This window comes from Candidatus Endolissoclinum faulkneri L2 (genome assembly GCF_000319385.1).
Lineage (GTDB): Bacteria > Pseudomonadota > Alphaproteobacteria > Thalassobaculales > Thalassobaculaceae > Thalassobaculum > Thalassobaculum faulkneri.
Map to the genome: position 1 here is coordinate 533094 of NC_019566.1, position 26189 is coordinate 559282.

General features: G+C 38.0%; 19 protein-coding genes and 2 tRNA genes. All 21 read right to left on the minus strand.

The window, feature by feature from the left end; genetic code table 11:
• Positions 1–21: 21 nt before the first annotated feature.
• Positions 22–924, minus strand: a complete 903-nt coding sequence (gene dapA / locus A1OE_RS01620) for a 4-hydroxy-tetrahydrodipicolinate synthase (protein WP_015088270.1) — start codon at positions 922–924, stop codon at positions 22–24.
• A gap of 1203 nt (positions 925–2127) precedes the next feature.
• The gene (locus tag A1OE_RS01625; protein WP_015088272.1) at positions 2128–3282 is read right to left on the minus strand and encodes a hypothetical protein; all 1155 of its coding nucleotides are present in this window, start codon (positions 3280–3282) and stop codon (positions 2128–2130) included.
• Positions 3283–4787: 1505 nt separating this feature from the next.
• Complete coding sequence (locus tag A1OE_RS01630; RefSeq protein ID WP_015088277.1) at positions 4788–6470, minus strand: ribonuclease J; 1683 nt, start codon at positions 6468–6470, stop codon at positions 4788–4790.
• Positions 6467–7285, minus strand: a complete 819-nt coding sequence (locus A1OE_RS01635) for a type III pantothenate kinase (protein WP_015088278.1) — start codon at positions 7283–7285, stop codon at positions 6467–6469. The genes A1OE_RS01630 and A1OE_RS01635 overlap by 4 nt, the downstream gene beginning before the upstream one ends.
• Before the next feature lie 43 nt (positions 7286–7328).
• On the minus strand, positions 7329–8783 hold the full coding sequence (gene nuoN / locus A1OE_RS01640) for an NADH-quinone oxidoreductase subunit NuoN (protein WP_015088279.1): 1455 nt from the start codon (positions 8781–8783) through the stop codon (positions 7329–7331).
• A 20-nt stretch (positions 8784–8803) separates the two neighbouring features.
• Positions 8804–10318 carry an NADH-quinone oxidoreductase subunit M gene (locus A1OE_RS01645; RefSeq protein ID WP_044283358.1) on the minus strand — a complete coding sequence of 505 codons (1515 nt, stop codon included), beginning with the start codon at positions 10316–10318 and terminating at the stop codon, positions 8804–8806.
• Positions 10319–10322: 4 nt separating this feature from the next.
• Positions 10323–12257: an NADH-quinone oxidoreductase subunit L gene (gene nuoL, locus A1OE_RS01650; protein ID WP_015088281.1), complete on the minus strand. Its 1935-nt coding sequence runs from the start codon at positions 12255–12257 to the stop codon at positions 10323–10325.
• 8 nt (positions 12258–12265) lie between these two features.
• Entirely contained in the window at positions 12266–12574 is a 309-nt protein-coding gene (gene nuoK, locus A1OE_RS01655) for an NADH-quinone oxidoreductase subunit NuoK (RefSeq protein WP_015088282.1), read from the minus strand.
• Between the two features lies 1 nt (position 12575).
• A complete protein-coding gene (locus tag A1OE_RS01660) occupies positions 12576–13184 on the minus strand; it encodes an NADH-quinone oxidoreductase subunit J (RefSeq protein ID WP_015088283.1) in 609 nt (202 codons plus the stop codon).
• Between the two features lie 95 nt (positions 13185–13279).
• Entirely contained in the window at positions 13280–13768 is a 489-nt protein-coding gene (gene nuoI, locus A1OE_RS01665) for an NADH-quinone oxidoreductase subunit NuoI (protein WP_015088284.1), read from the minus strand.
• Between the two features lie 31 nt (positions 13769–13799).
• Complete coding sequence (gene nuoH, locus A1OE_RS01670; RefSeq protein ID WP_015088285.1) at positions 13800–14798, minus strand: NADH-quinone oxidoreductase subunit NuoH; 999 nt, start codon at positions 14796–14798, stop codon at positions 13800–13802.
• Between the two features lie 14 nt (positions 14799–14812).
• On the minus strand, positions 14813–16945 hold the full coding sequence (nuoG, locus tag A1OE_RS01675) for an NADH-quinone oxidoreductase subunit NuoG (protein WP_015088286.1): 2133 nt from the start codon (positions 16943–16945) through the stop codon (positions 14813–14815).
• Between the two features lie 43 nt (positions 16946–16988).
• Positions 16989–18281 carry an NADH-quinone oxidoreductase subunit NuoF gene (gene nuoF / locus A1OE_RS01680; RefSeq protein WP_015088287.1) on the minus strand — a complete coding sequence of 431 codons (1293 nt, stop codon included), beginning with the start codon at positions 18279–18281 and terminating at the stop codon, positions 16989–16991.
• Positions 18282–18292: 11 nt separating this feature from the next.
• Positions 18293–18958 (minus strand): complex I 24 kDa subunit family protein, encoded by a 666-nt coding sequence (locus tag A1OE_RS01685; protein WP_015088288.1) that lies wholly within the window; start codon positions 18956–18958, stop codon positions 18293–18295.
• A complete protein-coding gene (locus A1OE_RS01690) occupies positions 18955–20133 on the minus strand; it encodes an NADH-quinone oxidoreductase subunit D (protein WP_015088289.1) in 1179 nt (392 codons plus the stop codon). The genes A1OE_RS01685 and A1OE_RS01690 overlap by 4 nt, the downstream gene beginning before the upstream one ends.
• Positions 20134–20144: 11 nt before the next feature.
• Positions 20145–20774 carry an NADH-quinone oxidoreductase subunit C gene (locus tag A1OE_RS01695; protein WP_420885807.1) on the minus strand — a complete coding sequence of 210 codons (630 nt, stop codon included), beginning with the start codon at positions 20772–20774 and terminating at the stop codon, positions 20145–20147.
• Positions 20775–20830: 56 nt separating this feature from the next.
• Positions 20831–21370, minus strand: a complete 540-nt coding sequence (locus A1OE_RS01700; protein WP_015088291.1) for a NuoB/complex I 20 kDa subunit family protein — start codon at positions 21368–21370, stop codon at positions 20831–20833.
• Entirely contained in the window at positions 21361–21726 is a 366-nt protein-coding gene (locus tag A1OE_RS01705) for an NADH-quinone oxidoreductase subunit A (protein WP_015088292.1), read from the minus strand. Before A1OE_RS01705 ends, A1OE_RS01700 begins: the two co-directional genes overlap by 10 nt.
• Before the next feature lie 223 nt (positions 21727–21949).
• A tRNA-Asp gene (locus A1OE_RS01710) sits at positions 21950–22026 on the minus strand.
• Between the two features lie 1143 nt (positions 22027–23169).
• Positions 23170–23245: transfer RNA gene (locus tag A1OE_RS01715), tRNA-Val, on the minus strand.
• 404 nt (positions 23246–23649) lie between these two features.
• Complete coding sequence (lon, locus tag A1OE_RS01720) at positions 23650–26064, minus strand: endopeptidase La (RefSeq protein WP_015088295.1); 2415 nt, start codon at positions 26062–26064, stop codon at positions 23650–23652.
• Between the last annotated feature and the right edge of the window lie 125 nt (positions 26065–26189).

Here is a 26189-nt window from a genome sequence, read left to right on the forward strand (position 1 = left end):
TTTGCATTTTTATAAAATGCATCAACTGATTAACCCGGCTTGGCACATCGCATTTTTAATCATTGCCTTGCTTTCATCCGCTATTTCACTAATTGGCAAGCGAGATGTTGATTCGCAGATTCCTAACAAACTTGCTGCGTATTTAACCGGACCTGGGCTACTTTCACAAAATAATGCTTCATGTAGCGGCTGCAGTTGTTCATTAATAGTGAATGCGGTATCCAAATCACGATTTTGCCAGGCGATATGCAAATCAAAAAGCTGCCTAGGAGCGATATTAGCAGTAACCGAGATACATCCATGACCTCTATGAGATAAGTAAGGTAGCACAGAGGCGTCTTCTCCACTGAGTTGGCAAAAATTTCTTCCCATTGCCATACGATATTTTATAGGGCGAACAAGGTCAGCGGTAGCATCTTTGACTCCAACGATATTTTTAAGTTGTTCATAGCAGCGTTTCATTGTTACAAGCGACATATCTATGGCTGAACGGTTTGGTATATTGTATATAATTATCGGAATATCTATAGCGTTATTAATTGCTTCGAAATGCCTAAACATACCTTCCTGGGTTGGTTTGTTGTAATATGGTAAAACATGTAAAACTGCATCAGCACCTGCTTTTGCAGCATGTAAAGTGAATTCGATTGCTTCATTCGTTGAATTTGATCCAGCTCCAGCGATAATCGGTATTCGACCTGCAGTTTGTTCTATGCAAATTTCTACAATTCGTTTATGCTCTTTATGGCTAAGAGTGGGGCATTCACCAGTAGTGCCTGCTGGTACTAAGCCTTGGGTACCTTGTTCTATTTGCCAATCTATTAATTTTCGAAATGATTGTTCATCCACCTTATCGTTTTTAAAAGGCGTTATCAAAGCAACAAGTGATCCCTTAAATAAGGGTTGTTCTACTCTAGAATACATATTTTTCTCCAATGCAGCAGCTATGATTAAAATTAAACATGCAGTACTCTGCCTAGCTAAATTCTATAATGAAATCTTATTTACTAATTTGCTGATATTAAAAAAGAAATTTTATCTTTTTTAATATCAGCAAATTATTCAGGATAAAGTTTAAATTATTTTTTTAAAATTTATCAAACCACTTGCAGGAAAGTTATGACTAATAAGCTTTCAAACAATTTTTGAGTTAATTTTAAAGTTTTTTCAAAAAAGTATGAATTCCATAGATTTTTCTTGGCATTAATGTAGTAATCTAGAGTTATATAATAATACGTTGGATATTGAGCTTGTTAGTATAATACTGCTATTAATGGTTTAACCTATTGTGTCTTATATTTTTGATATTCAATGTCTTTTCATTAATATTAACTACCACACTTAAATTTTAAGTGTGGTAGTTTTGGTGAAGCAATATTACTTTTGTCAAGCTTGGGAGGTTTGTTGGATGATAAACGTTGGTATTCCGGTTTTGCTGGTATCAGTAAGTTAAACTTTCTACATAATTCTTTTAATTGTAACGATCAGTTATTGATGATATTTTTGCTGTATATCATGGTAAAAGCATTGAATTTGCAAAAAAATTTTTCTATCATTGATAGATGATGCTCAGCTCAACGAGCCAAGATAAGTTTTAATTATATGTTCTGAATGATTAATTGTCATCTCGTTTTAGCAAAAGTTGAGCTTTTAAAGTAAGCCCCCTACTATTCAAAAAAATTATACTGACTACAACAAAAAGTTAATTATTTTTACGTGGTAGTTTTTAGTCTTTCAAATAACAGTATAGACTGTACATTAGTAAAATATTTTAGTAGCAAACAAATTGTTGTAATTTTCAGATTTAAATCTATAGGAAAATAACTATGGACTTGATCTTAACCTTAAAGCTAAAGAGAAAATGACTAACTATATCACTTGTATATTTGTTAAACTATTTTGAAAAAGCTACTTTGTACTGTTTAATCTTGCTACTAAGCGACAATTAATCGCTTAAATATTGATATCTTATCTAGCTCTCTAATTTAGTTAACATTTTATCATTAAAGAACGTTCTGTAAACAATTAGTTATTTTTTTTGTACCAGGCAGTTAAGTTATCTAAAAAATATTATGTGAACTGTTGGAAAATAATATCAAAAGAAAATAATGTAAAAGATTATCCTTGTTATTTGCGTAGCAAAAATTCACGACCAACTTTTACCCGTGACTCGCCGTTATAATCAACTATGTCTGCAGTTGCATAGGTTTCACTCCATTTATCAGGTAAAAAAGATCCTGTTCCAATTACGTCAACTGGAGCCTTGGCAAGTGCCATAATTCTACACTTTTCTGGGCCAAATCCCGAGGAAGCAACAATAGGAACGTTGGGAAAGCCGGCAGCATTTAGGCATTCGCGCATTGACCAAATCGCTGCTGCTGATACGCCAGTACCGATTAGAGCACGCAACTCATCCTCTGTTCTATAACCGCGAATTGCTTCTGGTGCGTTACGGTCTAACACAGCGTAAGACTTTGCGGTATCTAATCCTTCAATATATCTGCCTCCATGTGTGTCTAGTCGTACAGCAAGTTTACCTTTTTTTGCTAATTCTGGAAAACGATTCGTTACAGCAAGCGCGTCAGTAATTTCTTTGCCAAAATAATCTACTAATACCGTTATATTTTTAGTTGGGTGAGTTTCGTGAAAAATTTCAGTAGCGCGTAAAGTAGAACCGGCATAACCGATTAGTGCATGAGGCATGGTGCCGAATCCACTGTCTTGATCAAAGTAATGAGCTGTAGCATCAGTAGCGTTTCCGATAAAACCTATGGCACCAAATTTCTTTTTTGCCTTGGTAGATCCAACACTAGCACCATAGGCCATTATTTCAGCCATTTCCGTGCCAGCGCAATGTCTTGCATCGACAGCAAGAAAAGCTGTCTTTGGTAGTTCAACGCACATAGTATAAGCATTGTAGGCTGCGACGCAAGCAGCTCCCAGCTTTTGCAAATACTGAGTTTCTAAATCTACCAAGTGAAAAAGTGATCCAGTAATGTAGAGCATTGGCTCACCTGCTCCTACCCAGCAGCCCTCTCTGTGCAGGATCTGGATATCAACTCTTGCGCCACGCTCACCCATTACCCATTTTAACCATTCAACCGATATTTTAGCTGCACAGGTAACAGGACGACGCATAAATACAGCGTACGTTACTTTTTTGTCACCAAAAGCAGCAACACACTCTTTGGTTAGAGTGAAATACTTATCAGTATACTTCGCAAGGGTTGCAGATGTTGGATGGCGTATAGTAGTTGGCCATTTTTTGTTACTTTGGCTCAAGCATTTATGCTCATTATGTTTGATTATGCTCATAGAACTATTCGATTGCTAGTAGTAATATTAGCAGATTATTAAGAACACTGATATAATCTCAGGCTTATCGAATGATTCGCTGCCTTAACATTGAATTTATTGGGATGTAATAGATTAATGGAAGGAGTATATTTAATTTTAGTATGTAATTTGTCAGTTTAATGCGCACTACATGGTTTTGTTAATAATACTTACGGATGGTTCAACTTGGTCATTAAATAAAGCATTTTTGAGCTATGGATTTAAGTTATACTTTTCATCATTGACTGTTTTTTATATTAAAACAGTTTTTGCTTGAGCGATGTACATAAGCTTTACTGTCATTTTATCTAAGTATCAGATTATCAAACCATTATATTTGATTACGCAAGCATTAACTAACCATTAGTCGAATTATAATTGAATAAGCTAAAATTAAATTGTACAAAGCAAGGCAAAAGATGGAAATCTATCTTTCTATGTTATTGTAAATAATAAAGTACTTAGTTTTTGTTTCTCCAGTAAAATGCACAATTATTTGATCAAATTGGTGAATAATTTATTTAATTTTATTAATTTAAAATTATCAAAAGGTGAATATACTGCTGTTAAATTATTTTGATCAAGCTATAAGAATAAAATTTCTATTTTTATGTGGACTTATACATAATACATTATTAAATTTAGTAAAGATCAATTATGCAAACATTTTTATCGAAAACCAGCAATAATTAACATTATTTTTTTATTATACGTACAAAACATAATTAATTTTTTAATTACTTGCTAAAAGCAAGTTTAATACACTAGGTATGTTTCTAATTTTATTATATAATTAAGCTATATTTAAATCCAGAAACATTTAAAAATAGCAATAATTTTAGATTATTATGTTTTAATGTATTAGCAATGTCTTTTTTTTTTACAAAAAAACAGAAATAATGATAACAATCAATACTCATAGAGTATAACATTGGTTATGTAGTTAAGCTATTTTAATTCGTCAGATTATACAAATGCCTATTCTTTTAATAAGTAAGTCCTATAATTAAAGAGCAATGGCGATCTATCTTATAGATAACACACAATTTCTACAATGCAAAAAGTATTGCAGTTGAAGTTATAGTTATAAAGAGTTCCTTTATTATGATGACTAAATTATTACCTCTCATAGAAAGGTTAACGTAATAAAATTATCATCTTTATACCCAAAGATACAATTATATGTTTTAAAGTTACGTTTCAGTACAGACTAAGAAAAAGATTGTTAATTAAAATAATAAACCGATACTAGCAAAAAGCATGATCAATTTTCAAATTGATTGCATCAAAAAAAAACTTAATTCAAGATTATTATAGTTAAATTAACAACAGCAAGATTGTCTTTAATGATTAAAAAAAATATTACAGCAAGGTATTGTAATTTTGTTTACACTTGGAGTAAGTTTTGTAGTTAAGGTTGTTTTATGAAGCAACGTTTGCTTGGTAATTGGTTATATTCTAACAACGTTAACGTTAGTTAGTGGACGTTTGTTAAGTTTATTACGCACAATTCTTCGAACTATTTGACGTGCAGCTTCGCGAACTTTTTGGTTCTTACGCCTATCGGTATTAGATAATTTACGCAATGCTCCATCAACGGCATCAGCTGCATTTATTGCTAAGATTTGAGCATTAGCACGATCAGCAACACCGATTAGCGATACAACAGGTGCTGTTTTTAAATTACCCTTAACGTCAAGTACTAGAAAAACGTTAACTGTTCCATTATGGAGCATTCTTCGACGATCGTTTAGGATTTCCGACTGTAGATTAATTATTTGACTACCATCAACTACTTGTACTCCATTTCCTTTTATCCATTCAATAATTTCAGCATGTCCTTTACTAGATAAACGTACCAAACTGCCATTGGAGGGCACCAAGCTCTCGGGGACATTGCATTTTTCTGCCAGCCTAGCATGTTCACGCAAATGACGAGCATCTCCATGAACCGGAATAGCAATCTTTGGTCGTAGTAGCTGGTACATCTTAATAAGCTCTTCTCTTGCTGGATGACCAGAAACATGTATTCCTGGCAGATTATCGCTATTGATTACTTCCACCCCTTTGCTCGATAATCGATTTTGTAACCTAGCAATTGCTCGCTCGTTACCGGGAATTTGACTTGAAGAAAAAATACAGACATCACCTGCATTAAGTGATACATGAGGGTGAGATCCATTGGATATTCGTGTTAATGCAGCTTTAGACTCTCCCAAGCTGCCTGTGCAAATAAGCACAATCTTATCCTCTGGAAAATATCCGGCCTCCTCCTCTTTTATGAAAGTCGGAGCGTCTTGAAGATAGCCGTTATCTTTAGCGCTATCATGCATTTGCCACAACGAGCGACCTACCATAGCACATTGTCGATTATTATTAGCAGCAGCAAAAGCAATGCTTTCTAGTCTAGCTATATTAGATGCAAAACAAGTAATTGCGATCCGTCCTTTTCCGTCATATTGAGCAAATAGTTTTTTCATCTTCTTTCGAACATCCATTTCGGATCCAGTGTTGCCAGGTATGAATGCGTTAGTGCTATCACCGATTAGGGCTAACACGCCTTTCTTGCCTAAATTGCTAATAGCATTAAAATTAGTTGGTTGACCAACACAGGGATTGGGATCAAATTTCCAATCGCCGCTGTGCACAATCGTGCCGGCTCTACAGTGCAAGATGACCATGTTGGATTCAGGAATAGAATGTGTTATACGAATTATTTCGATTTCAAATGGTCCTATGATTGTTATGCCGTTTATGTCAATCTGAATAAGCCTAACTTCATTCAGTATTCCAGCATCAAGCAACTTACGACGTACCAGTGAGGCAGTAAAAGGCGTGCAATAAATGGGGCATCCTAATCTCTCCCACAAATATGGTACGGCGCCTATATGATCTTCGTGTCCATGCGTGAGCAGCAAGCCGCATATATCATTGCGATGCGGTTCAATGAATGAAATATCTGGTAAAATGATATTGACTCCCGGAGTTGTATCGTCACCAAAGGTTATTCCGAGATCGATAATTAGCCATTTTCCAGAATAGCCATAAAGGTTAACGTTCATTCCGATTTCATCAGAACCGCCAAGAGGTAAAAAATATAAATTTTCATAGCTTTCATCTATTGTTAAATTCATTCTGGCTCCATTATAGCCCTATTATAGTTATATATCATGCGTAACCCATCTAGTGTTAATTCGCTGTTTACTATTTCAATTGCTGAACTCCAACCAGCAAACAACTCAGCTAGTCCTCCTGTCCCTATGACTTTCATAGGATGTTTGTATTCAGCGCGAATGCGAGACACTAGTCCCTCAATCATAGCTAAATATCCCCAAAAAATTCCGGATTGCATGGCAGTGGTTGTACTATTACCTATTACTCTAATCGAGTTATTATCTTTGGAATTACCTTCTGGAGGACTAATAGTTACTCGAGGAAGTTGTGCAGCTGCCATGTAAAGCGCCTCCAAGCTAAGATTGATACCAGGACAGATTATACCTCCTGCATACCCACCATCTGCATCTATTACGTCGAAAGTAGTAGCTGTGCCAAAATCTACGATTATTAACGGACCTACATAAAGCTTATGAGCTGAAATCGCATTCACCAAGCGATCAGCGCCAACCTCTGCAGGTTGATTTATCCTTACCTCAAGATTAAGCTTAGTGCTAGATTCACCAATGAACATTGGACTAATATCAAAATGCTTGTGACATAACTTTTTTAAATTAAAGCTCGTCGCAGGTACCACAGTAGCGATTATCACATTTTTGATATCGTAAATATTTATTTTGTTGAGTGTCATAAGTTGAGTTAAACAAATAGCATATTCGTCTGCCGTTCGCTCAGCGTTTGTCGATATTCGCCAATGACTCATTGGTTTTTCAATTCCATCTTCATAAACGGCAAATACAGTATTTGTGTTACCGCAATCGATTACTAGCAGCATTTTTTGTTTCCATAGTTGGTAATTATCAGCATTTTACGAAATATTAAGATAGATTAAATCCCAATATGCTAGATGAAATTGCGGTATTGTATACCGGGGTAATGGCAAAGAAAAAGAATACTATTATCATTGCAGATCCACATAAAGTTAGTTGTAGTTTCTTGTCACGAATTGCATCAAGTGGCTGCGCTGCTTTTTCAAAATACATTATTTTTATGATACGCAGGTAGTAAAACGCGCTGATTACACTTGATAGTATACCAATTGTAGCTAAGACATATAAGCCAGCATCGATCGCTGAGATAAAAACAAACCATTTACCAAAAAAACCGGCAAGTGGTGGGATACCAGACATAGATAACATAAAAATCATCAAAGCTAATGCCATCATCGGATGGGTATCCGATAAGCCTGTAAGATCTGATATATTCTCTACAGGACTATCGTTGCGTCGCATGCAAAGTATGAAAGAAAAGATACCGATACTCGTAAATGTATATGTCGTTAGATACATTAAAATGCCTGTTACACCTGTTTCATTGCCAGAAGCAAGGCCAATGAGGGAATAGCCCATATGAGCGATGGAGCTATATGCTATAAGACGCTTGATATTGGTTTGCATAATTGCAGCTAATCCGCCAACCAAAACAGATGCGATCGAAAGAAATACTATTAGTGGTTGCCAGGAGATTAATAAATCTCTAAAAGGATCAAGCATTACTCGCAAAAAAAGAGCTAAGGCAGCTATTTTCGGGGCAAGAGTGAATAAAGCAGTTACAGGAGTCGGAGCGCCTTCATATACATCCGGTGCCCACATGTGAAAAGGCACAATGGAAACCTTGAACGCTAGGCCAGAAAATAAGAATATCAAACCAATTATTAAACCAACAGATGTGGAACGGCTAGTGCTTACAACTGTAGCTATACCATTAAAGCTGGTAGTACCAGTAAATCCATAAATTATGGAACAACCGTAAAGCAATATACCTGAGCTAAAAGCACCAAGAACAAAATATTTCAAACCAGCTTCAGTTGACTTCAAAGTATTGCGCTGAATAGTTGCGAGAACGTAAAGAGCAATGCTCTGGAGTTCCATACTCATGTATAACAAGATAAGATTATTGCTTGACACCATTAGCATCATACCTAGTGTAGCGAACAAAATCAGTATGGGATATTCGAATAAATTATTTTCACTACGCTTTAAATAATCGAAAGACATTATTATGGAAAATATAACCCCAATAATAATTAATACCTTGATAAAACGAGCAAAACTATCGCTGATAAATAATGCTTGAAAAGCAAGAGCATTCTCAGATTGAATTAGCACTAGTGTAGCAGTTACTAGTAAAATAGCTATTGTAGAATAGGAAATTATTTTTAAGGTATTTTTATTTATGAATAAGCCTGCCATGAGCAATATTAAGCCGGAAATAGCTAAAAAAATTTCTGCTGAAGCAGGAGCAATTATGGGAAGAGTGGTAGTTAAGTTCATATTCTGTGCTTCCAATAATTTTAGCCAGCAGTTAAATTGCTCATAGCATTTTCGTTGAGAGCTGCTTTGTAATTTGTTATTAAGCTCTCTACCGAAGCAGACATCATATCGGTGAAGATCGAAGGATAAATACCCATAGATAGGATTAGAATGATTAATGGAGTGAACATAGCTATCTCTCTTGGACTAAGGTCTAGAAGTATATTAAGTTGTTCATTCTCTAATTTACCGAAGAGGACGCGGCGATAAAGGTAAAGCATATATGCGGCACCTAGTATAAGGCCGCTTGCTGTGAAAGCTGCAATCCAAGTATTTACCTGGAAAGCGCCGGTTAGAATTAACAATTCACCAATGAAACCTGATGTTCCAGGCAAACCAACGGATGCTAGCATAAATATCATAAAAATCATTGCATATCGCGGCATATTTTTTGCAATTCCACCATAGAATTTTATTTCACGGATACGCATGCGATCGTATATAACTCCAACGCAAAGGAATAGAGCACTTGATACTATACCATGCGATAACATATAAAATATCGACCCATCTACCCCCATTATATTCATGGTGAATATGCCGACCGTTACAAATCCCATATGAGCAACCGAAGAGTAAGCGATCATCTTTTTCATATCCTGCTGGACCAATGCCACCAAAGATGTGTAAATTACTGACATAACACTCAGAGCATAGACCATTGGTGTAAAATCAGCTGATGCCTCTGGAAAAATTGGTATGGAAAATCGAAGAAAGCCATAACCGCCAATCTTTAGTAAAATTCCTGCTAACATAACTGAGCCAGCTGTCGGTGCTTCGACATGTGCATCCGGCAGCCAAGTGTGTAATGGCCACATCGGTACTTTTACCGCAAAGGAAAAGAAAAAAGCTAGCCACAACCAAGTTTGCATTTCTGGTAAAAATCTTGTTTGCATGAGAGTAAGTAAATTTGTAGTGCCCGTGTAGCAATACATCGATATGATTGCTAGTAACATTAATACCGAACCAACTAAAGTATATAAAAAAAATTTAAAGGCAGCGTAAAATCGATGAACTCCGCCCCATACACCAATTATTAAGAATATCGGGATTAATAATGCTTCAAAAAAAATGTAAAATAATAAAATATCTAAAGCGCAAAACATTCCAATCATCATAGATTCTAGTACGAGAAAAGCGATCATGTATTCTCGTACTCTTTTTTGAATTGCTTCCCAACTTGCCAAGATGCAAATTGGCGTTAGTAGCGTAGACATCATAACAAACCATATGGATATGCCATCCACTCCAATGTGATAGGAGCTTGATAAACTTGGTATCCAATTGATTTTTTGGACAAGTTGAAACTTGGCAGAATCTTGTTCAAAAAAGGCCAATATTAGTAGGGAAATTAGAAAAATTATACTTGATGTAATCAGTGCTAAGCAGCGCGAAGAGTATGCTATCTGATCTGTCCTACCTCGTAATGTCATAATAAACGCTGCACCTAGCATGGGGCCAAAAATTACAATTGTCAGCAACCATTGCTTAATCATCACCTCAACTCCCGAATGCTAATTGCCAAGAAATTAGCGCTACGAGACCTATCAATATAGCAAATGCGTAGTGATAAAGATAACCGGTTTGCCATATTGATACTTTTTTGGCACACCATTTAGTTACCATACTGATGCCATCTGGGCCAAAACCATTGATAATCGTATTATCACCAGTTTTCCAAAATAACCAACCAACTCTAAATGAGTTACGTACGAACAAGTAGTTATATAATTCGTCAAAAAACCATTTATTTAACAAGAATATTTGCAATGGACGAATAACATTTTTGATTTTATTAGGTATGCTAGGCTGCAATATATACATTATATAAGCTAAACTTATACCAATGAATGCAACTAGAATAGGTAGTAGTTTAACCCAATTGGGGGTATAGTGGTGGGCGGCTTTTATTGTGTTATGTTCTTCTAGAATCTTGATAGTTGATCCCCAAAAAACATGCATTTGAGTACCAACGAAATATTTATATCCGATAATGCCACTTAATAGTGCACCGACGGCCAATACTAAAAGCGGTATAAGCATTATAGGTGATGGATCATGGATATTTTTAAAAGTATAATGATTTATTCTTGACTTACCATGGAATGTCATAAACAGCAACCTGCATGAGTAAAAAGCGGTGAGCAAAGCTGTCACTATTCCCATCCAGAATGCAAATTTTCCACCTCCTGTATGAGAAGCAAAAGCTGATTCTAGTATTGTATCCTTCGAGTAGTAACCAGCAAAGAATGGGATGCCAATTAGCGCTAGGGTACCAATCCAAAACATGACATATGTCCATGGGGTTTTGCGCCACATTCCACCCATTTTTTTCATATTTTGTTCATTGTTGATTGCATGGATAACTGATCCAGCTGAAAGGAATAGCAATGCCTTAAAAAAGGCGTGAGTTACTAGGTGAAAAATTGCCGCTGGATATGCAGACACGCCAAGCGCGAAGAACATATAGCCCAGTTGAGAACAGGTTGAATAAGCGATAACACGTTTTATATCATTTTGAATTAAGGCAATAGTAGCTGCAAAAAAAGCAGTAGCGGCACCAATATAAGTGACGACAACCAAGGCTTCTGGCGCAAACTCAAACAATGGTGACATACGTGCTACTAAGAATACACCTGCGGTTACCATAGTAGCAGCATGGATTAGTGCGGACACTGGTGTCGGACCTTCCATAGCATCAGGTAACCAAGTATGAAGCCCAAGTTGCGCTGATTTGCCCATGGCTCCCAAGAAAAGCATGATGGAAATTACCGTAACGGCGTTTATATTCTTCCAGAATAGAAAATTGAATGTACTGTTGGCCATCTTAGGGGCTACCATGAATATCGTATTGAAATCTAGCGAATCAAAGATTACGAAGCAGGAGAAAATGCCTAGCAAAAATCCAAAATCACCAATACGGTTCATCAAAAATGCTTTTATAGCAGCAGCGTTTGCGGAAGAACGATCGTACCAAAAGCCAATCAATAAATAGGACATAACTCCTACGCTTTCCCAACCAAAAAACAATTGTATCAAATTATCAGAAGTTACCAGCATAAGCATAGCAAAGGTAAACAACGATAAATATGACATAAATCGTGCAATTGATGGGTCGTCGCTCATGTATTCTATGGAATACAAGTGCACGCAAAACGAAATGACACTAATTACAATTACCATTACAGCAGTTAAACTATCCCAGCGTAATGCCCAATTAACCTCTAAACTACCAATCTTTATCCAAGTCAATAGCTTGATAGTTTGGTATTGGCCATTCAAAGCAACTTCCCAGAAGGCAACCGTACTTAATATAGCCACTATAAGGATGCTAGTGCAGGTAACGATTTGCGCTCCTTTATCCCCCAGTTTATTTTTCCCAAAAGCACTAATCAAAGCGCTGATTAATGGAAGAAAGACAATGGCAATGTACATAAAAAGCCTTAGCCTTTCATCAGGTTAATGTCATCAACTGATATTGAGCCGCGATTGCGGAAAAATACTACAAGTATTGCAAGTCCCACAGCTGCTTCTGCTGCTGCAACTGTTAACACTAATAGTGCAAAGACTTGACCTACAAGGTCACCGAACTGCGTTGAAAAAGCTATAAAATTAATATTGACAGCGAGTAACATAAGCTCGATCGACATTAGAATAATAATAACGTTTTTCCGATTTAGAAAGATGCCAAAAATGCCTAAAGTAAATAAAATTGCTGCAACTATTAGGTAGTGATTAATAGTAATTGCCATCCTAGACTCCTCTACCGCGAGTCACTTTAACTAGTTCAACTACTTCTTCCGGAAGACGAATATTTTGTTTGTTTATCGACTGACGTTTGACATCTGTGCGTTGCCGTAATGCTAATACGATAGCACCAATCATAGAGACAAGCAGCACAATGCCAGCAGTATGAAAAGCTAGTACATAGTCCGTGTAAATTACACGTCCAATCGCTTCTGCATTAGTAATTTGGTATGAAATTGGCGAAGTAGCAGCCGCAGTAACCTTTAATTCAGTACCTCCTAGTCCTATGACCATGATTATTTCAGCCAATAGAGCGAGAACGATCATTCCACCAATCGGTAAGTAGCTTGTAAAGCCTTGGCGTAGAACAACTAAATTAATGTTAAGCATCATAACTACGAACAAGAACAAAACAGCAACAGCGCCAATATAAATGATAAGCAGAATCATTGCTAAAAATTCAGCGTTCATCAGCAGAAATAATCCAGCCGCATTAAAAAAAGTTAAGATTAGAAAAAGCACAGCATATACCGGATTGCGGGATGTAACAACCATAACAGCTGATGTTATTGTTACGATAGCTAATATATAGAACACTAGGGGTAGTATAGCCACGCCGATTTATTTCCTGGGTATTTTAATAAGCAAAATTTTTCACTTAAAATGCATGTAAGATTGTTAGGTTTTTATTAATCGTTAAATGTTTCTTTTTAGCGATAGGACGCGTCAGAAACTAAGTTTTTATTAATTTCTACTTCCCATCGGTCACCATTTGCGAGTAACTTCTCTTTATTATAAAAGAGCTCTTCTCGACTCTCAGCCGCAAATTCAAAATTTGGCCCCTCAACGATAGCGTCAACCGGACAAGCTTCTTGGCAGAAGCCACAATAGATACATTTAGTCATATCAATGTCATAGCGTGTGGTGCGGCGAGAACCATCAATACGTGGTTCAGCTTCAATGGTAATAGCTTGAGCGGGACATATAGCTTCACACAGCTTACAAGCAATACATCTCTCTTCACCGTTTGGATACCGACGTAACGCATGCTCACCTCGGAATCTTGGACTGATTGGTCCTTTTTCATGAGGATAATTGATAGTTACTTTGGGACGAAATAGATACTTTAATGTTAATGTCATACCTTTTATTAACTCGATTAACAGCATATTTTTAATATGATATTTAATGTAAGCCATGAATCATCCTAATTGCTTTATTTTACCTAACTTAGTCGAAAAACATTATTTTTATACTTGCAGTGATTACTACCCACAGCATCGATAAAGGCAGAAAAACTTTCCATCCTAAACGCATGAGCTGATCGTAGCGATAGCGTGGAAATGTAGCTCGGACCCATAAAAATACAAAAAGCACTAGAGAGACTTTTATAACAAACCACAGTAGATTTGGGATCCATTTAAATGGGAATATATTAAGTGGCGGTAACCAACCTCCAAGAAATAATATAGAGGTCATAGCACTCATCAGTATCATATTAGCGTATTCACCGATAAAGAAAAAAGCAAAGCCTATTGATGAATATTCGACGAAATAACCTGCAACTAATTCTGACTCACCTTCCGGTAAATCAAAAGGTGCACGATTCGTTTCAGCAAGTGCAGAGATAAAAAATATTAAGAACATCGGCAACATTGGAATTATAAACCACACAGTTTTCTGTGCTTCAACTATCTCGGTTAAATTCATCGATCCAACACAGAGTAGTACACTAATAATAACTAAACCGATCGAAATCTCATAGGAGATCATTTGAGCAGTAGAGCGTAAAGCTCCGAGGAATGCATATTTTGAATTTGAGGCCCATCCAGATATAATCACTCCATAAACATTGAGTGAGCTAATGGCTAATAAATAAAGCACACCGACATTAATATTAGCTAGTACTATTCCTTCATCAAAAGGGATCACTGCCCAAGATACTAAACTAAGTATAAAAGTTATAATTGGTGCTAAAATAAATATTATCTTATTTGCACCACTAGGAATGATAGTTTCCTTTGACATCAGCTTGAGCACATCAGCAAACGGCTGAAACAGGCCAAATGGACCAACTAAACTTGGGCCTTTTCGTAACTGTATAGCTCCGATTACTTTGCGTTCAAAAAAAGTAAGGTATGCTATAGCGATCAATAGCGGAAGCAAAATAGATAACATTTGAGCAAATAAGATGGCTCCTGGAATCACATATGCGTCGATAAATTCCATAGCTAGCCTAGGCTTTATCCTACAACCGACTTATCAATTTGTCTTTCTTTCGAAAGACAAGTACTATTATGCCTCTGCAATACAAAGGCTTCTGTGCACTCAGACATAGTCCTAGAAGCTCGGCTAATCACATCAGTCATGTAAAAATTGTTGATTGGATAAGTAAACGGTATATCAGTAATTACATGACTCGTTCCAAACATTTCGCCCCATTTAGCTGGCTGAATAGCATCAATCGTAGAGAAAGTTGGATATTCAGCACATAGCGCAGAACGCACGCACTCAAGTGTGGAAAATGGAATAGTTTCACCAACTCTCTCAGATAGAGCACGCAAAATTTTCCAATCATCGCGTGCTTGCCCAGGTGGAAAGACAGCTGCTATACCCATTTGAATTCTTCCTTCAGTATTTACATAAATGCCATCCTTCTCCGTATACGCTGCACCTGGGAAGATGACATCGGCTATATGAGCACCTCTGTCGCCATGATGTCCTTGATAAATTACAAAAGCATCTCCAAAATCACTATCTACCTCATCAGCTCCCAACAGATAAACTAGTTTCACAGTACCTGATTTTACTCCTTCGATTATGCCAGCTACGTCACGTCCGTCATTATGTGGTAAAAAACCCATATCCAGACCAGCTACACGAGAAGCAGCGGTATGTAGAACATTAAATCCGTTCCAGATTTTTATAGGAATACTATTTTTTTTGTTATCTATATGCCCACTATTGAGCATACCAGTATTGCTTGCTATCTTGAGAGCAGTATCAAGAATAGCTGAACCGTCGCTACGCGCAAGCGCACCCATACCTACAATAATCATCGGTCTTTTAGCATTGTTTAGAATGTTTGCGAAGCTATGAGATCCATTCATAATTTCAACTAAGGTCTTCGGCCCTACACCAATATGATCGTAGTCATAATTCAAATTAACCTTCTTGCCTATCAAAGCAATATCAATTGGTCCAGCCATCCAGCGCTTACGAATACGTGCATTAATTAATGCAGATTCCCAACGTGGATTAGTTCCAACCATAAGGATAGCATCGGCATATTCAATTCCAGCTATAGTAGTGTTAAACAAGTAGGCAGCTCGCATATTGCCACCAACTTTTGCTCCATCTTGTCGGCAGTCAATATTTGGGCATTCTAGATTGTTCATTAATCGCTTCAGGGTATACATGGACTCTGCGTCAACTAAATCTCCTACAATTGCTGCCATTTGTCTACCTTGTAGATTTTTTATGGCTAAAGCAGCGGTAGTAAGAGCTTCTGACCAGCTTGTAGATTCTAACTTGCCATTTTTCCGAACATAAGGTCGATCTAGGCGTTGTTGTTTTAATCCGTCACAAGCGTATCTTGTTTTATCTGAGATCCAATCCTCGTTTACATCCTCATGTAAACGAGGAAGTATTCTTAACACATCAGATCCACGAGTATCGATACGTATGCTAGAACCTACTGCATCCATTACGTCGATACTATTGATCTTCTTTAGTTCCCATGGGCGAGCAACGAATGCGTATGGCTTAGATGTAAGAGCGCCAACAGGGCAAAGATCAATGACATTTGCTGAAAGCTCGCTGTTTAATGCCTCCTCTAAATATGTAGTGATTTCTGCACCTTCTCCACGGTTTAACATACCCATTTCTTTTACGCCAGCGATCTCGGTTGAGAAACGCACACACCTCGTGCAGTGGATGCACCTAGTCATAATTGTTTTTATTAGAGGACCCATGTACTTATTAGTTACTGCCCGTTTATTATCCCGGTATCGCGAGGAATGAAATCCATAGCCCATCGCCTGGTCCTGTAGGTCACACTCACCGCCTTGATCACATATTGGGCAGTCCAGTGGATGGTTAATTAACAAAAACTCCATAGTACTTTTCTGCGCTTTAAGAGCCAAATCTGATTTGGTTTGGATTACCATTCCCTCCTCAGCCGGAAAGGCGCAAGCTACAATTGGTTTTGATCCATTCTCCAACTCTACTAAGCACATGCGGCAATTACCAGCAATCGATAATCGGCTGTGAAAGCAAAAGTGAGGCACTTCGGACCCAACAGATTCACAGGCCTGCAAAACTGTTGCTCCTTGTGGGACAACAGTTTCAATTCCATCAATCATCAGTCTTGGCATCAGCCATCTTTCTTAATAAAATAGCATAATCTGCTTTAGTAGTTTAAGTAATGCTTTTTACTTGTTGATTAGCTTTGTAAGCTATTATTCGACGTTCCATTTCAGGACGAAAATTTCGGATCATTCCTTGAATTGGCCATGCAGCTGCGTCACCCAATGCGCAAATTGTATGACCTTCTACTTGGCGGGTTACGTCTTCCAGGATGTCAATTTCCTCGATATCAGCATCACCACGCACCATTCTTTGCATGACACGAGACATCCACGCGGTACCTTCGCGACATGGAGTGCATTGACCACAACTTTCGTGTTTGTAAAAAGCACTTAATCGAGCAATCGCTTTTATTACGTCAGTTTGCTTGTTCATGACAATTACTGCTGCAGTGCCAAGGGCAGAGTGCACCTCACGTAATGAATCAAAGTCCATAAGAATCTCGTCACAAGTTGATTTTGGTAATAACGGTACTGAGGAACCACCAGGAATCACTGCAAGCAAGTTATCCCATCCGCCAATTACGCCACCTGCATGCTTATTAATCAATTCCTTGAGAGGAACGCCGAGCTCCTCTTCTACATTGCATGGATTGTTCACATGCCCAGATATAGAAAAAATCTTTGGACCATAATTCTTTGGCCTACCAATGCTAGCAAACCATCCTGCTCCTCGTCGCAGAATAGTGGGAATTACTGCAATTGACTCTACGTTGTTAACTGTGGTGGGACAGCCGTACAGGCCAATACTCGCGGGAAAAGGTGGTTTTAGACGCGGTTGTCCTTTTTTTCCTTCCAGTGATTCTAGCAGAGCGGTTTCTTCTCCACATATATAAGCACCAGCACCTCGGTGTAGAATAACGTTGAAGTCGTAGCCTGAACCGCAAGCATTCTTACCGATTAAACCAGCATCGTATGCTTCGTCGATAGCTTTTTGTAGAATTAATGCCTCATTGTAAAACTCGCCGCGAAGGTAAATAAATGCTGTTGAGGCACGAATAGCAAATCCTCCGATGAGGCATCCTTCAATTAACTTATGAGGATCGTGACGCACAATCTCACGGTCTTTACAGGTACCTGGTTCTGACTCATCGGCGTTAACTACTAAGTAATGCGGCCTTTCTTTTACTTCCTTTGGCATAAAGGACCACTTTAAACCAGTTAAAAATCCTCCACCTCCGCGCCCACGTAAGCCGGAAGATTTAACCACATCGATTATCTTCTCCTGGGACATCTTTAATATTTCTGTCGTATTAGACCAGTCGCCGCGTTCTCGCGCACCCACAATATCCGATCTAAACCAACCATAAAGATTAGTAAAAATTCGATCTTTGTCTTTCAGCATCTTAGCAACTTTTACCCCTTAGCCGCTGGTTTTTTTTTTGCCCACCAAGCTGGTACTCCATCGCTTTTTTTCAACGAAATCAACGATGTCGGGCCGTCCTTTGGCATTGATCCCTGGCGATTTGACATTGAACCATATTTAGGCCTTTCCCCGTTCTTTAAGTTCTGAATGAGTTTTGCTGTTAGATCATAATTAAGGTCTTCGTAGACATTATCGTTTATTTGCAATACAGGCGCATTAGCACAAACACCCAAACATTCAACTTCCAGTAAAGTAAACTGACCGTCTGACGTAGTAGCGTAATCTTCGAATAGGCCGAGCTTGTCTTTAATACATGACATTACTTCGTGAGAGCCTCTCAACCAACATGGTGTAGTGGTACATGGTTGTAAAAACCACTTACCTACTGGAATAAGGTTAAACATTGTATAAAATGTCGCAACTTCTAAAACGCGAATCCTTGGCATATCAAGAGTATCTGCAATCAATTCTATCGCTTTTATTGGCAACCAATTAGAATTCTGACGTTGAGCAATATTCAATAATGGGATTACAGCGCTGGCTTGACGTCCAACTGGATACTGCTTTAATGTATTATCAATCATTAATTGACTTTCATCTGTCCACTCGAAGCTTTTCGGTTGGAGATTATCATCAGCTATCTCCTTAATGGTCATCGATCAATTTCTCCAAATACAATATCTAGCGAGCCAATGATTGCAACCGTATCCGCTAGCATATGCCCTCTTCCCAAAAAATCTAATGCTGCTAAAAAGGCAAATCCTGGTGCTCGTATTTTGCAACGATATGGCTTGTTAGTTCCGTCAGATATTAGAAAAACGCCAAATTCTCCCTTAGGAGCTTCGACAGCAGTATATGTTTCGCCTGCTGGTACTCTATAGCCTTCAGTATATAGTTTAAAGTGATGGATAAGGGCTTCCATAGAAGATTTCATCTCATTCCGTTTTGGGGGAGTGACTTTGTGATCCAGTGCTTTGACTGGACCATCTGGCATCTTAGCGATTACTTGATGAATGATCTTTAGTGATTGACGCATTTCCTCGATGCGCACCAAGTAGCGAGCATAGCAGTCACCTGTTTTGCCAATAGGTATATCAAAATCAAAATCTTCATACGAATCGTAAGGCTGCGCCGTACGTAAATCCCAGGCTGCTCCGGTTCCACGCAGCACAGGACCTGAGAAACTCAGATCTAAAGCTTGCTCATAGGTTACTACGCCGATATCGACAGTGCGCTGTTTAAATATCCGGTTGTTTGTTAGAAGGTTTTCCAGATCATTAATGAATTTCGGGAAGTTGTCAGCCCAAGATTGTATGTCCTCAAGCAAGCTTGTTGGAAGGTCTTGATGCACTCCACCTGGACGAAAAAAGGCCGCGTGCAAACGTGCTCCTGAGGCACGTTCATAAAATTCCATAAGCTTTTCCCGCTCTTCAAATCCCCACAGCATCGGCGTCATAGCGCCAACATCAAGAGCAAAGGTTGTTATGTTTAGTAAGTGGTTCAACAGACGACCAATTTCTGCGTATAGCACCCGGATGTATTGTGCTCGCTTTGGCACTTCAAGTTCAAGCAGTTTTTCCACCGCAAGCGCGTAGGCATGTTCCTGATTCATCGGTGCAACGTAGTCAAGTCGGTCAAAATACGGCAATGCCTGCAAATATGTTTTGTGCTCTATCAATTTCTCAGTTCCACGATGTAGCAGGCCAATATGAGGATCTGCACGCTCAACTACTTCGCCCTTCATTTCAAGCACTAACCTCAAAACCCCATGAGCTGCAGGATGCTGTGGTCCAAAATTTATTGTGATTGGTTTAATTTGCAACTCTGCCATTATTCACCAAATCATTTTTCAACTTTTTTATTCTTGAGATCAGACAACAGCGGACGCGCTCCCTCCCAAGGACTTAAAAAGTCAAAATTGCGAAACTCTTGTACTAATGAAACCGGTTCATATACGACACGTTTTTGCTCATCATCATAACGAACCTCAACATGTCCAGTTAGCGGAAAATCCTTACGCATCGGATGACCATCAAATCCATAATCGGTTAATATTCGGCGTAAGTCAGGATGATCAGAAAAAAAAATACCATACATATCCCATACTTCACGCTCCCACCAATTAGCGGAGCGAAAAACGCTAGTAGCCGAGGGAACCGAAGTATTATCGTCAGTTGACGTCTTTAGTCGGATACGTGTGTTATAGCTAGTAGAAAGCAAGTTATATACTATGTCAAACCTATTTCTACGTTCCGGATAATCTACTCCACAGATATCTATCAGAGCTTTAAAATGACATTGAGTATCGTCACGTAAAAAAATTAATACTTTGATAAGATTGCTTAATGAGCAACGCAGTAAAAGTTCTTCTTTGTTAATAGCGATCTCACTCAAAATACTACCAACTTGCATTTTGATGTAGTTGGCTAATTTCTTAAGCTTTTTTTGCGTCTCTGTTTTTTTGCTTGTTATCATCCTTAGACACTAAGCGGCAAAAGTTTACTAAACTAATTTAAAATTTCTACAATTTAACGAGCAATTGTTGTAGTGCGGCGGATTTTTCGTTGAAGTTGCATAATGCCATACAACAAGGCTTCGGCTGTTGGTGGACAGCCTGGCACATAAATGTCTACCGGCAAGATTCTATCGCATCCTCGCACAACTGAATAGGAATAATGGTAATATCCACCACCATTAGCGCAAGAACCCATGGATATTACCCATCGCGGTTCAGCCATTTGGTCGTAAACTTTGCGCAATGCTGGCGCCATTTTATTAGTTAACGTACCAGCGACAATCATAACATCAGACTGGCGTGGCGAAGGACGAAAAATGATACCGAAGCGATCTAAATCATATCGGCTTGCCGCTGTGTGCATCATTTCAACTGCACAGCACGCCAGACCAAAAGTCATCGGCCAAAGTGAACCAGTACGTGCCCAATTAAAAAGCTTGTCAAGCTGGGTAACAAAAAATCCCTTGTGTTGTATTTGTTCACCAACGCTGGACAGGACAAGATCCTGATTATTATCAGTTGGAATTAAATCGCTGGATGGCATTACTCCCATTCTAAAGCTCCTTTCTTCCATTCGTAGATGAATCCTACTGTCAGAATAGCAAGAAAAACCATCATCGACCAAAACCCAAATGAACCAATGTTTGAAAGCGAAATTGCCCAAGGGAATAAAAAGGCTACTTCAAGATCGAAAATAACAAACAAAATAGCGACCAAATAAAAACGTACGTCAAATTGCTGCCTAGAATCATCAAAAGCTTCAAAGCCACACTCATAGGCAGAAAGTTTTTCTGAATCAGGACGTCGAACACCAATAACAAGAGACAATATGAGCAGTACAATCGATAATACTATAGATAACATGATTAGCATTAGTATAGGAAGGTATTCAGTCAAAGTGGATTTCATAGAAAGTCCAATCTTACATTACGAGTAGATGGCACTAATTTGTTGTAATATTTTATTCTGTATTTGCTACGCGATATAATAAATAATAGAGCAATTTGCCTTATTATCCTTTGCGCCTATCTGCCGCATATATTTACTAAATATATGAGATTTTCTTAATCAATGATGTAAAAATATTTACAAAGATTTAATTTGTCCACCACCGCTACAAAAAGCTATTATATGGCGGGAGTGACGGGACTTGAACCCGCGGCCTCTGGCGTGACAGGCCAGCGCTCTGACCAACTGAGCTACACCCCCTTTTAAGACACTTTAAAAGTAATTCAATACTTAAAGTTTAGTAATTGCGTTATAACCAACACTCAATCCATTGTGCTGACATTTTATTAAAAGAACGTTACTCAGGCAACAGTAAAGAGCTATGGTCTAAAAATTATTTAACTACTATAGTTATACTAAAAATATGCATTTAGATATAAAATGCATATAGCAAAGCTAATTTGACAAAATCTCAACCACATAATTTAACCATAGACATAATACTCTGTATTAGTATTCACGGGCAAGAAAAAAAACTCTTTAGTGTGGCCTACTGAGACAGGAGCAGTCATATGACTGCTCCTGTCTCAGTATTATAACTGCTAATAAAGTTATTGCTATAGTAATTAGAATATGCAAATGATTAATATCTGTTTGTTGTTCATTAATACGCATTTCTATGCGTATCCAAGATAATCATTAAACAATCCTAAAAAAGACATTTATCTAATTATAATACACCAGTTACACAATTCCTTTAAAATCAGAATAACAATTAATGCATACATTACTATATAAGTTTTACAATAATATTTTTATCTAATTAATTCTGCTTTGGATTATCCTAACAAGAAAGTTATTCTCTAAATTGTCCAATATAAAAAACATTCCGCAAAACCTCCTCATCAGTAAACATTTAGTTCATTTAGAATTCTGATAAAATCATTAAGTAAAAAACAAATCGATAATAGTTTTAGCTAAGATTGCTGTCAATTTGCGCAGCATACCAAAATAATTACAGCTATTAGATGAGCTCATCTTTGATACAGATAGTTAGGAGACGATTTAGTTATCGAATAAACTAAAAACTAGCATTTCAACTTAAAATATTAAATGCCAGCATAGTGTTATTCAAAAAAACACAGCTGCTCACTAACATAATCAAATTTGCGCCAGCATCTATATCGTAATAACGATTTGCAGTAAATATGTACTAACTCATTGCTTATTAATGGCAATTATTAATAAGATTTCATAGTCTGCTCTTTGGATATTTACTAAATAAACGCCAATTATTTTTTTTCTTATAGCATTGCGGCACAACATTTCATCGCAGATAATATCACTGCATTAAAAAACACGCGTACAACCAACAATTTTCAATGAAACAGTTTGACTAAAAAGTGGTGGGCGGTGACGGGTTTGAACCGCCGACCTAGCGGATGTAAACCGCTTGCTCTTCCGTCTGAGCTAACCGCCCTGAAAAATCATTTTTAAACTCTCAACTAATAAACTAAAACAATCTAGATTAAAAGCAAAGTTTAACAGATTTTTAAAAATCTACCTTAAAAACTAATTGCATCTTCAGTTACTAATTACTCGTATTAAGAAATCTAGTAGTGAGATACTCAAAATTTTTAACTCCATTGGATGGTAAATTCTAGCTACATTATCCAGATTAAACGAGTAACAAAATCTTTTTAAAGATATAGACTTATTGTAAATATTTTAAGCATTAATGGTTTATACTTTTCTTTTGCAGTCAAAGTTTGTTACAATAACAAAGATTTGCTAGGTAAGTATCATTACCTTATAGTCCAACTAAGTTACATGTATGACAGATATGTATTAAAATAAATCCTGTTAAATATAGCACTCCTAGCTTCAGTGCGTCACTATATTTTTTACGCATTCAAAAGTTATCGGTTTTGATAAGTTTTCTATACTAGAATTGTCTGAAGATATGTTTGTAGTATTAATTGGCACTGGTTGTGTTGTCAGGGCTTGTTCAATTACCTCGTCAACTGTCGAAACTTGAATAATATCCATAGCTTGCTTGACATTATCTGGAATTTCCGCCATGTCTTTGTCATTTTCTTTAGGAATCAATATGGTTTTTAGACCACCTCGTAAAGCAGCGAGAAGCTTTTCTTTTAATCCACCTATCGGTAATACTCTACCTCGAAGTGTTATCTCTCCGGTCATAGCTAAATCCCTACGTACTGGAATACCAGTTAGAACAGACACTATGGAAGTAACCATAGCCACGCCTGCCGACGGCCCGTCTTTTGGAGTCGCACCTTCTGGTACGTGAACATGTATATCGCAATCTTCAATAACTCTAGGTTGAATTCCAAAGGTAAGCGATCGGGATTTTACGAATGACTCAGCTGCTTGAACTGATTCTTTCATCACATCACCAAGTTTACCAGTAGAAGTTACTTTACCCTTACCAGGCAAAGTCAAAGCTTCAATCGACAAAAGTTCGCCACCAACTTCAGTCCAGGCTAGACCAGTGGTAACACCTATCATGTCAGACTCTTCTATCTCGCTGGAGCGATATCGACGTACACCTGCAAAATCTTCAAGATTTTCCAGGGTAACAGATACCTCTTTCTTATCATTCTGTAAAATTTCTTTAACCGCTTTACGAGCTAGATTGGCCAGCTCACGTTCCAAATTACGCACGCCAGCTTCGCGAGTGTAATAACGTATTAGGTCGTACAGAGCTTCATCAGAGATTGTCCACTCATCTTTTCTTAAGCCATGATTTTCAACTTGCTTATCGATTAGATGATGACGCGCGATTTGCGCCTTATCATACTCAGTGTAGCCAGAAAGCCTGATAATCTCCATGCGGTCAAGCAACGGCTGCTGCATTCGAAGAGTATTTGCGGTAGTAATAAACATCACTTCTGAAAGATCATAATCTACTTCGAGATAATGATCTTGGAAACTATTATTTTGTTCTGGATCAAGTACCTCTAGAAGGGCTGAAGATGGATCACCTCGATAGTCTTGACCAAGCTTATCGATCTCGTCAAGTAGAAATAACGGGTTAGAAGTTTTAGCCTTCTTCATACCTTGAACGATCTTACCTGGCATAGCGCCTATATAAGTTCGTCGGTGACCTCGTATTTCAGCCTCATCGCGCACTCCGCCAAGAGACATACGAACAAAATTGCGACCAGTTGCCTTAGCAATTGATTTACCAAGTGAAGTTTTGCCAACGCCTGGAGGACCAACTAAGCACATTATAGGACCTTTTATTTTCCCCACTCTAGCTTGAACTGCAAGGTATTCTAGTATTCTTTCCTTAATTTTTTCTAAACCATAATGGTCGGAATCAAGTACCACTTCTGCATGAGAGAGATTGCTTTTTATCTTGGAACGTTTTTTCCAGGGAACATTAACTAGCCAATCAAGGTAGTTACGTACCACCGCCGTTTCAGCGGACATTTGACTCATGTTACGGAGTTTTTTGAACTCCTGAACAGCTTTTTCCTTGGCTTCTTTAGAGAATTTGGTCTTGTTGATTCTCTCTTCTAACTCAGACAGGTCATCGCGCCCCTCATCAGTTTCTCCTAGCTCTTTCTGAATAGCTTTTATTTGCTCATTAAGATAATATTCGCGCTGAGTTTTTTCCATCTGCCGCTTCACTCTAGTGCGAATCCGCTTCTCCACTTGGAGAACGCTAATTTCACCTTCCATAAAGCCGTAAACACGTTCTAAACGATCCATTACCCCAACACTTTCTAGAAGCTCTTGCTTGTCAGAAATCTTTAAAGCAAGATGCGATGCAATCGTATCCGCAAGTCGTGCAGGGTTTTCTATTTGGTTCACAGACATTAGTACTTCGGGTGGAATTTTTTTATTGAGCTTTATGTATTGCTCAAATTGACTAATTACTGCACGAGACAAGGCTTCAACTTCTTGCTTATCTCCCTCATCTTCCTCTATAACTTCTGCTTCAGCTTCAAAGAAAGCTACATTGGAAGTGTAGCGGTGAATTTTCGCTCTACTCCCCCCCTCAACTAAGACCTTTACTGTTCCATCCGGGAGTTTTAAAAGCTGCAAAACAGTACCTATGGTACCAATTTGATATATATCATCTGGTGCAGGATCGTCGTCGGCAGCATTACGTTGAGTTACGAGCAGAATCTTTTTATTATCACTCATAACGTCTTCGAGGGCCCGCACAGACTTGTCTCGCCCTACAAAGAGCGGTACAATCATATGCGGAAACACTGCGATGTCTCGGAGCGGTAGGACTGGGTAGACCTCGTTTCCTGCGGTCACGTTAATTGCCCTCGATAATAAGCGTTCCCCTCGCGATGTACAACATCGTAGCGCTTCACGAGGGTCATGAACAATGCGCACGAAACATATTAGGTGGCGCGCGACACCCTAAGGATCAAGACTTT

Excerpts from the sequence above, each read along its gene's own strand:
- A1OE_RS01705 (WP_015088292.1), bottom strand. The coding sequence starts at position 21,726 with ATGAAATCCACTTTGACTGAATACCTTCCTATACTAATGCTAATCATG.
- nuoN (WP_015088279.1), bottom strand. The coding sequence starts at position 8,783 with ATGAACTTAACTACCACTCTTCCCATAATTGCTCCTGCTTCAGCAGAA.
- nuoH (WP_015088285.1), bottom strand. The coding sequence starts at position 14,798 with ATGGAATTTATCGACGCATATGTGATTCCAGGAGCCATCTTATTTGCT.
- dapA (WP_015088270.1), bottom strand. The coding sequence starts at position 924 with ATGTATTCTAGAGTAGAACAACCCTTATTTAAGGGATCACTTGTTGCT.
- A1OE_RS01700 (WP_015088291.1), bottom strand. The coding sequence starts at position 21,370 with ATGGGAGTAATGCCATCCAGCGATTTAATTCCAACTGATAATAATCAG.
- A1OE_RS01690 (WP_015088289.1), bottom strand. The coding sequence starts at position 20,133 with ATGGCAGAGTTGCAAATTAAACCAATCACAATAAATTTTGGACCACAG.
- A1OE_RS01685 (WP_015088288.1), bottom strand. The coding sequence starts at position 18,958 with ATGACCATTAAGGAGATAGCTGATGATAATCTCCAACCGAAAAGCTTC.
- nuoG (WP_015088286.1), bottom strand. The coding sequence starts at position 16,945 with ATGCCAAGACTGATGATTGATGGAATTGAAACTGTTGTCCCACAAGGA.
- nuoF (WP_015088287.1), bottom strand. The coding sequence starts at position 18,281 with ATGCTGAAAGACAAAGATCGAATTTTTACTAATCTTTATGGTTGGTTT.
- A1OE_RS01630 (WP_015088277.1), bottom strand. The coding sequence starts at position 6,470 with ATGAATTTAACAATAGATGAAAGCTATGAAAATTTATATTTTTTACCT.
- nuoK (WP_015088282.1), bottom strand. The coding sequence starts at position 12,574 with ATGGCAATTACTATTAATCACTACCTAATAGTTGCAGCAATTTTATTT.
- nuoI (WP_015088284.1), bottom strand. The coding sequence starts at position 13,768 with ATGGCTTACATTAAATATCATATTAAAAATATGCTGTTAATCGAGTTA.
- A1OE_RS01645 (WP_044283358.1), bottom strand. The coding sequence starts at position 10,318 with ATGATTAAGCAATGGTTGCTGACAATTGTAATTTTTGGCCCCATGCTA.
- A1OE_RS01635 (WP_015088278.1), bottom strand. The coding sequence starts at position 7,285 with ATGCTGCTAGTAATCGATTGCGGTAACACAAATACTGTATTTGCCGTT.
- nuoL (WP_015088281.1), bottom strand. The coding sequence starts at position 12,257 with ATGTACATTGCCATTGTCTTTCTTCCATTAATCAGCGCTTTGATTAGT.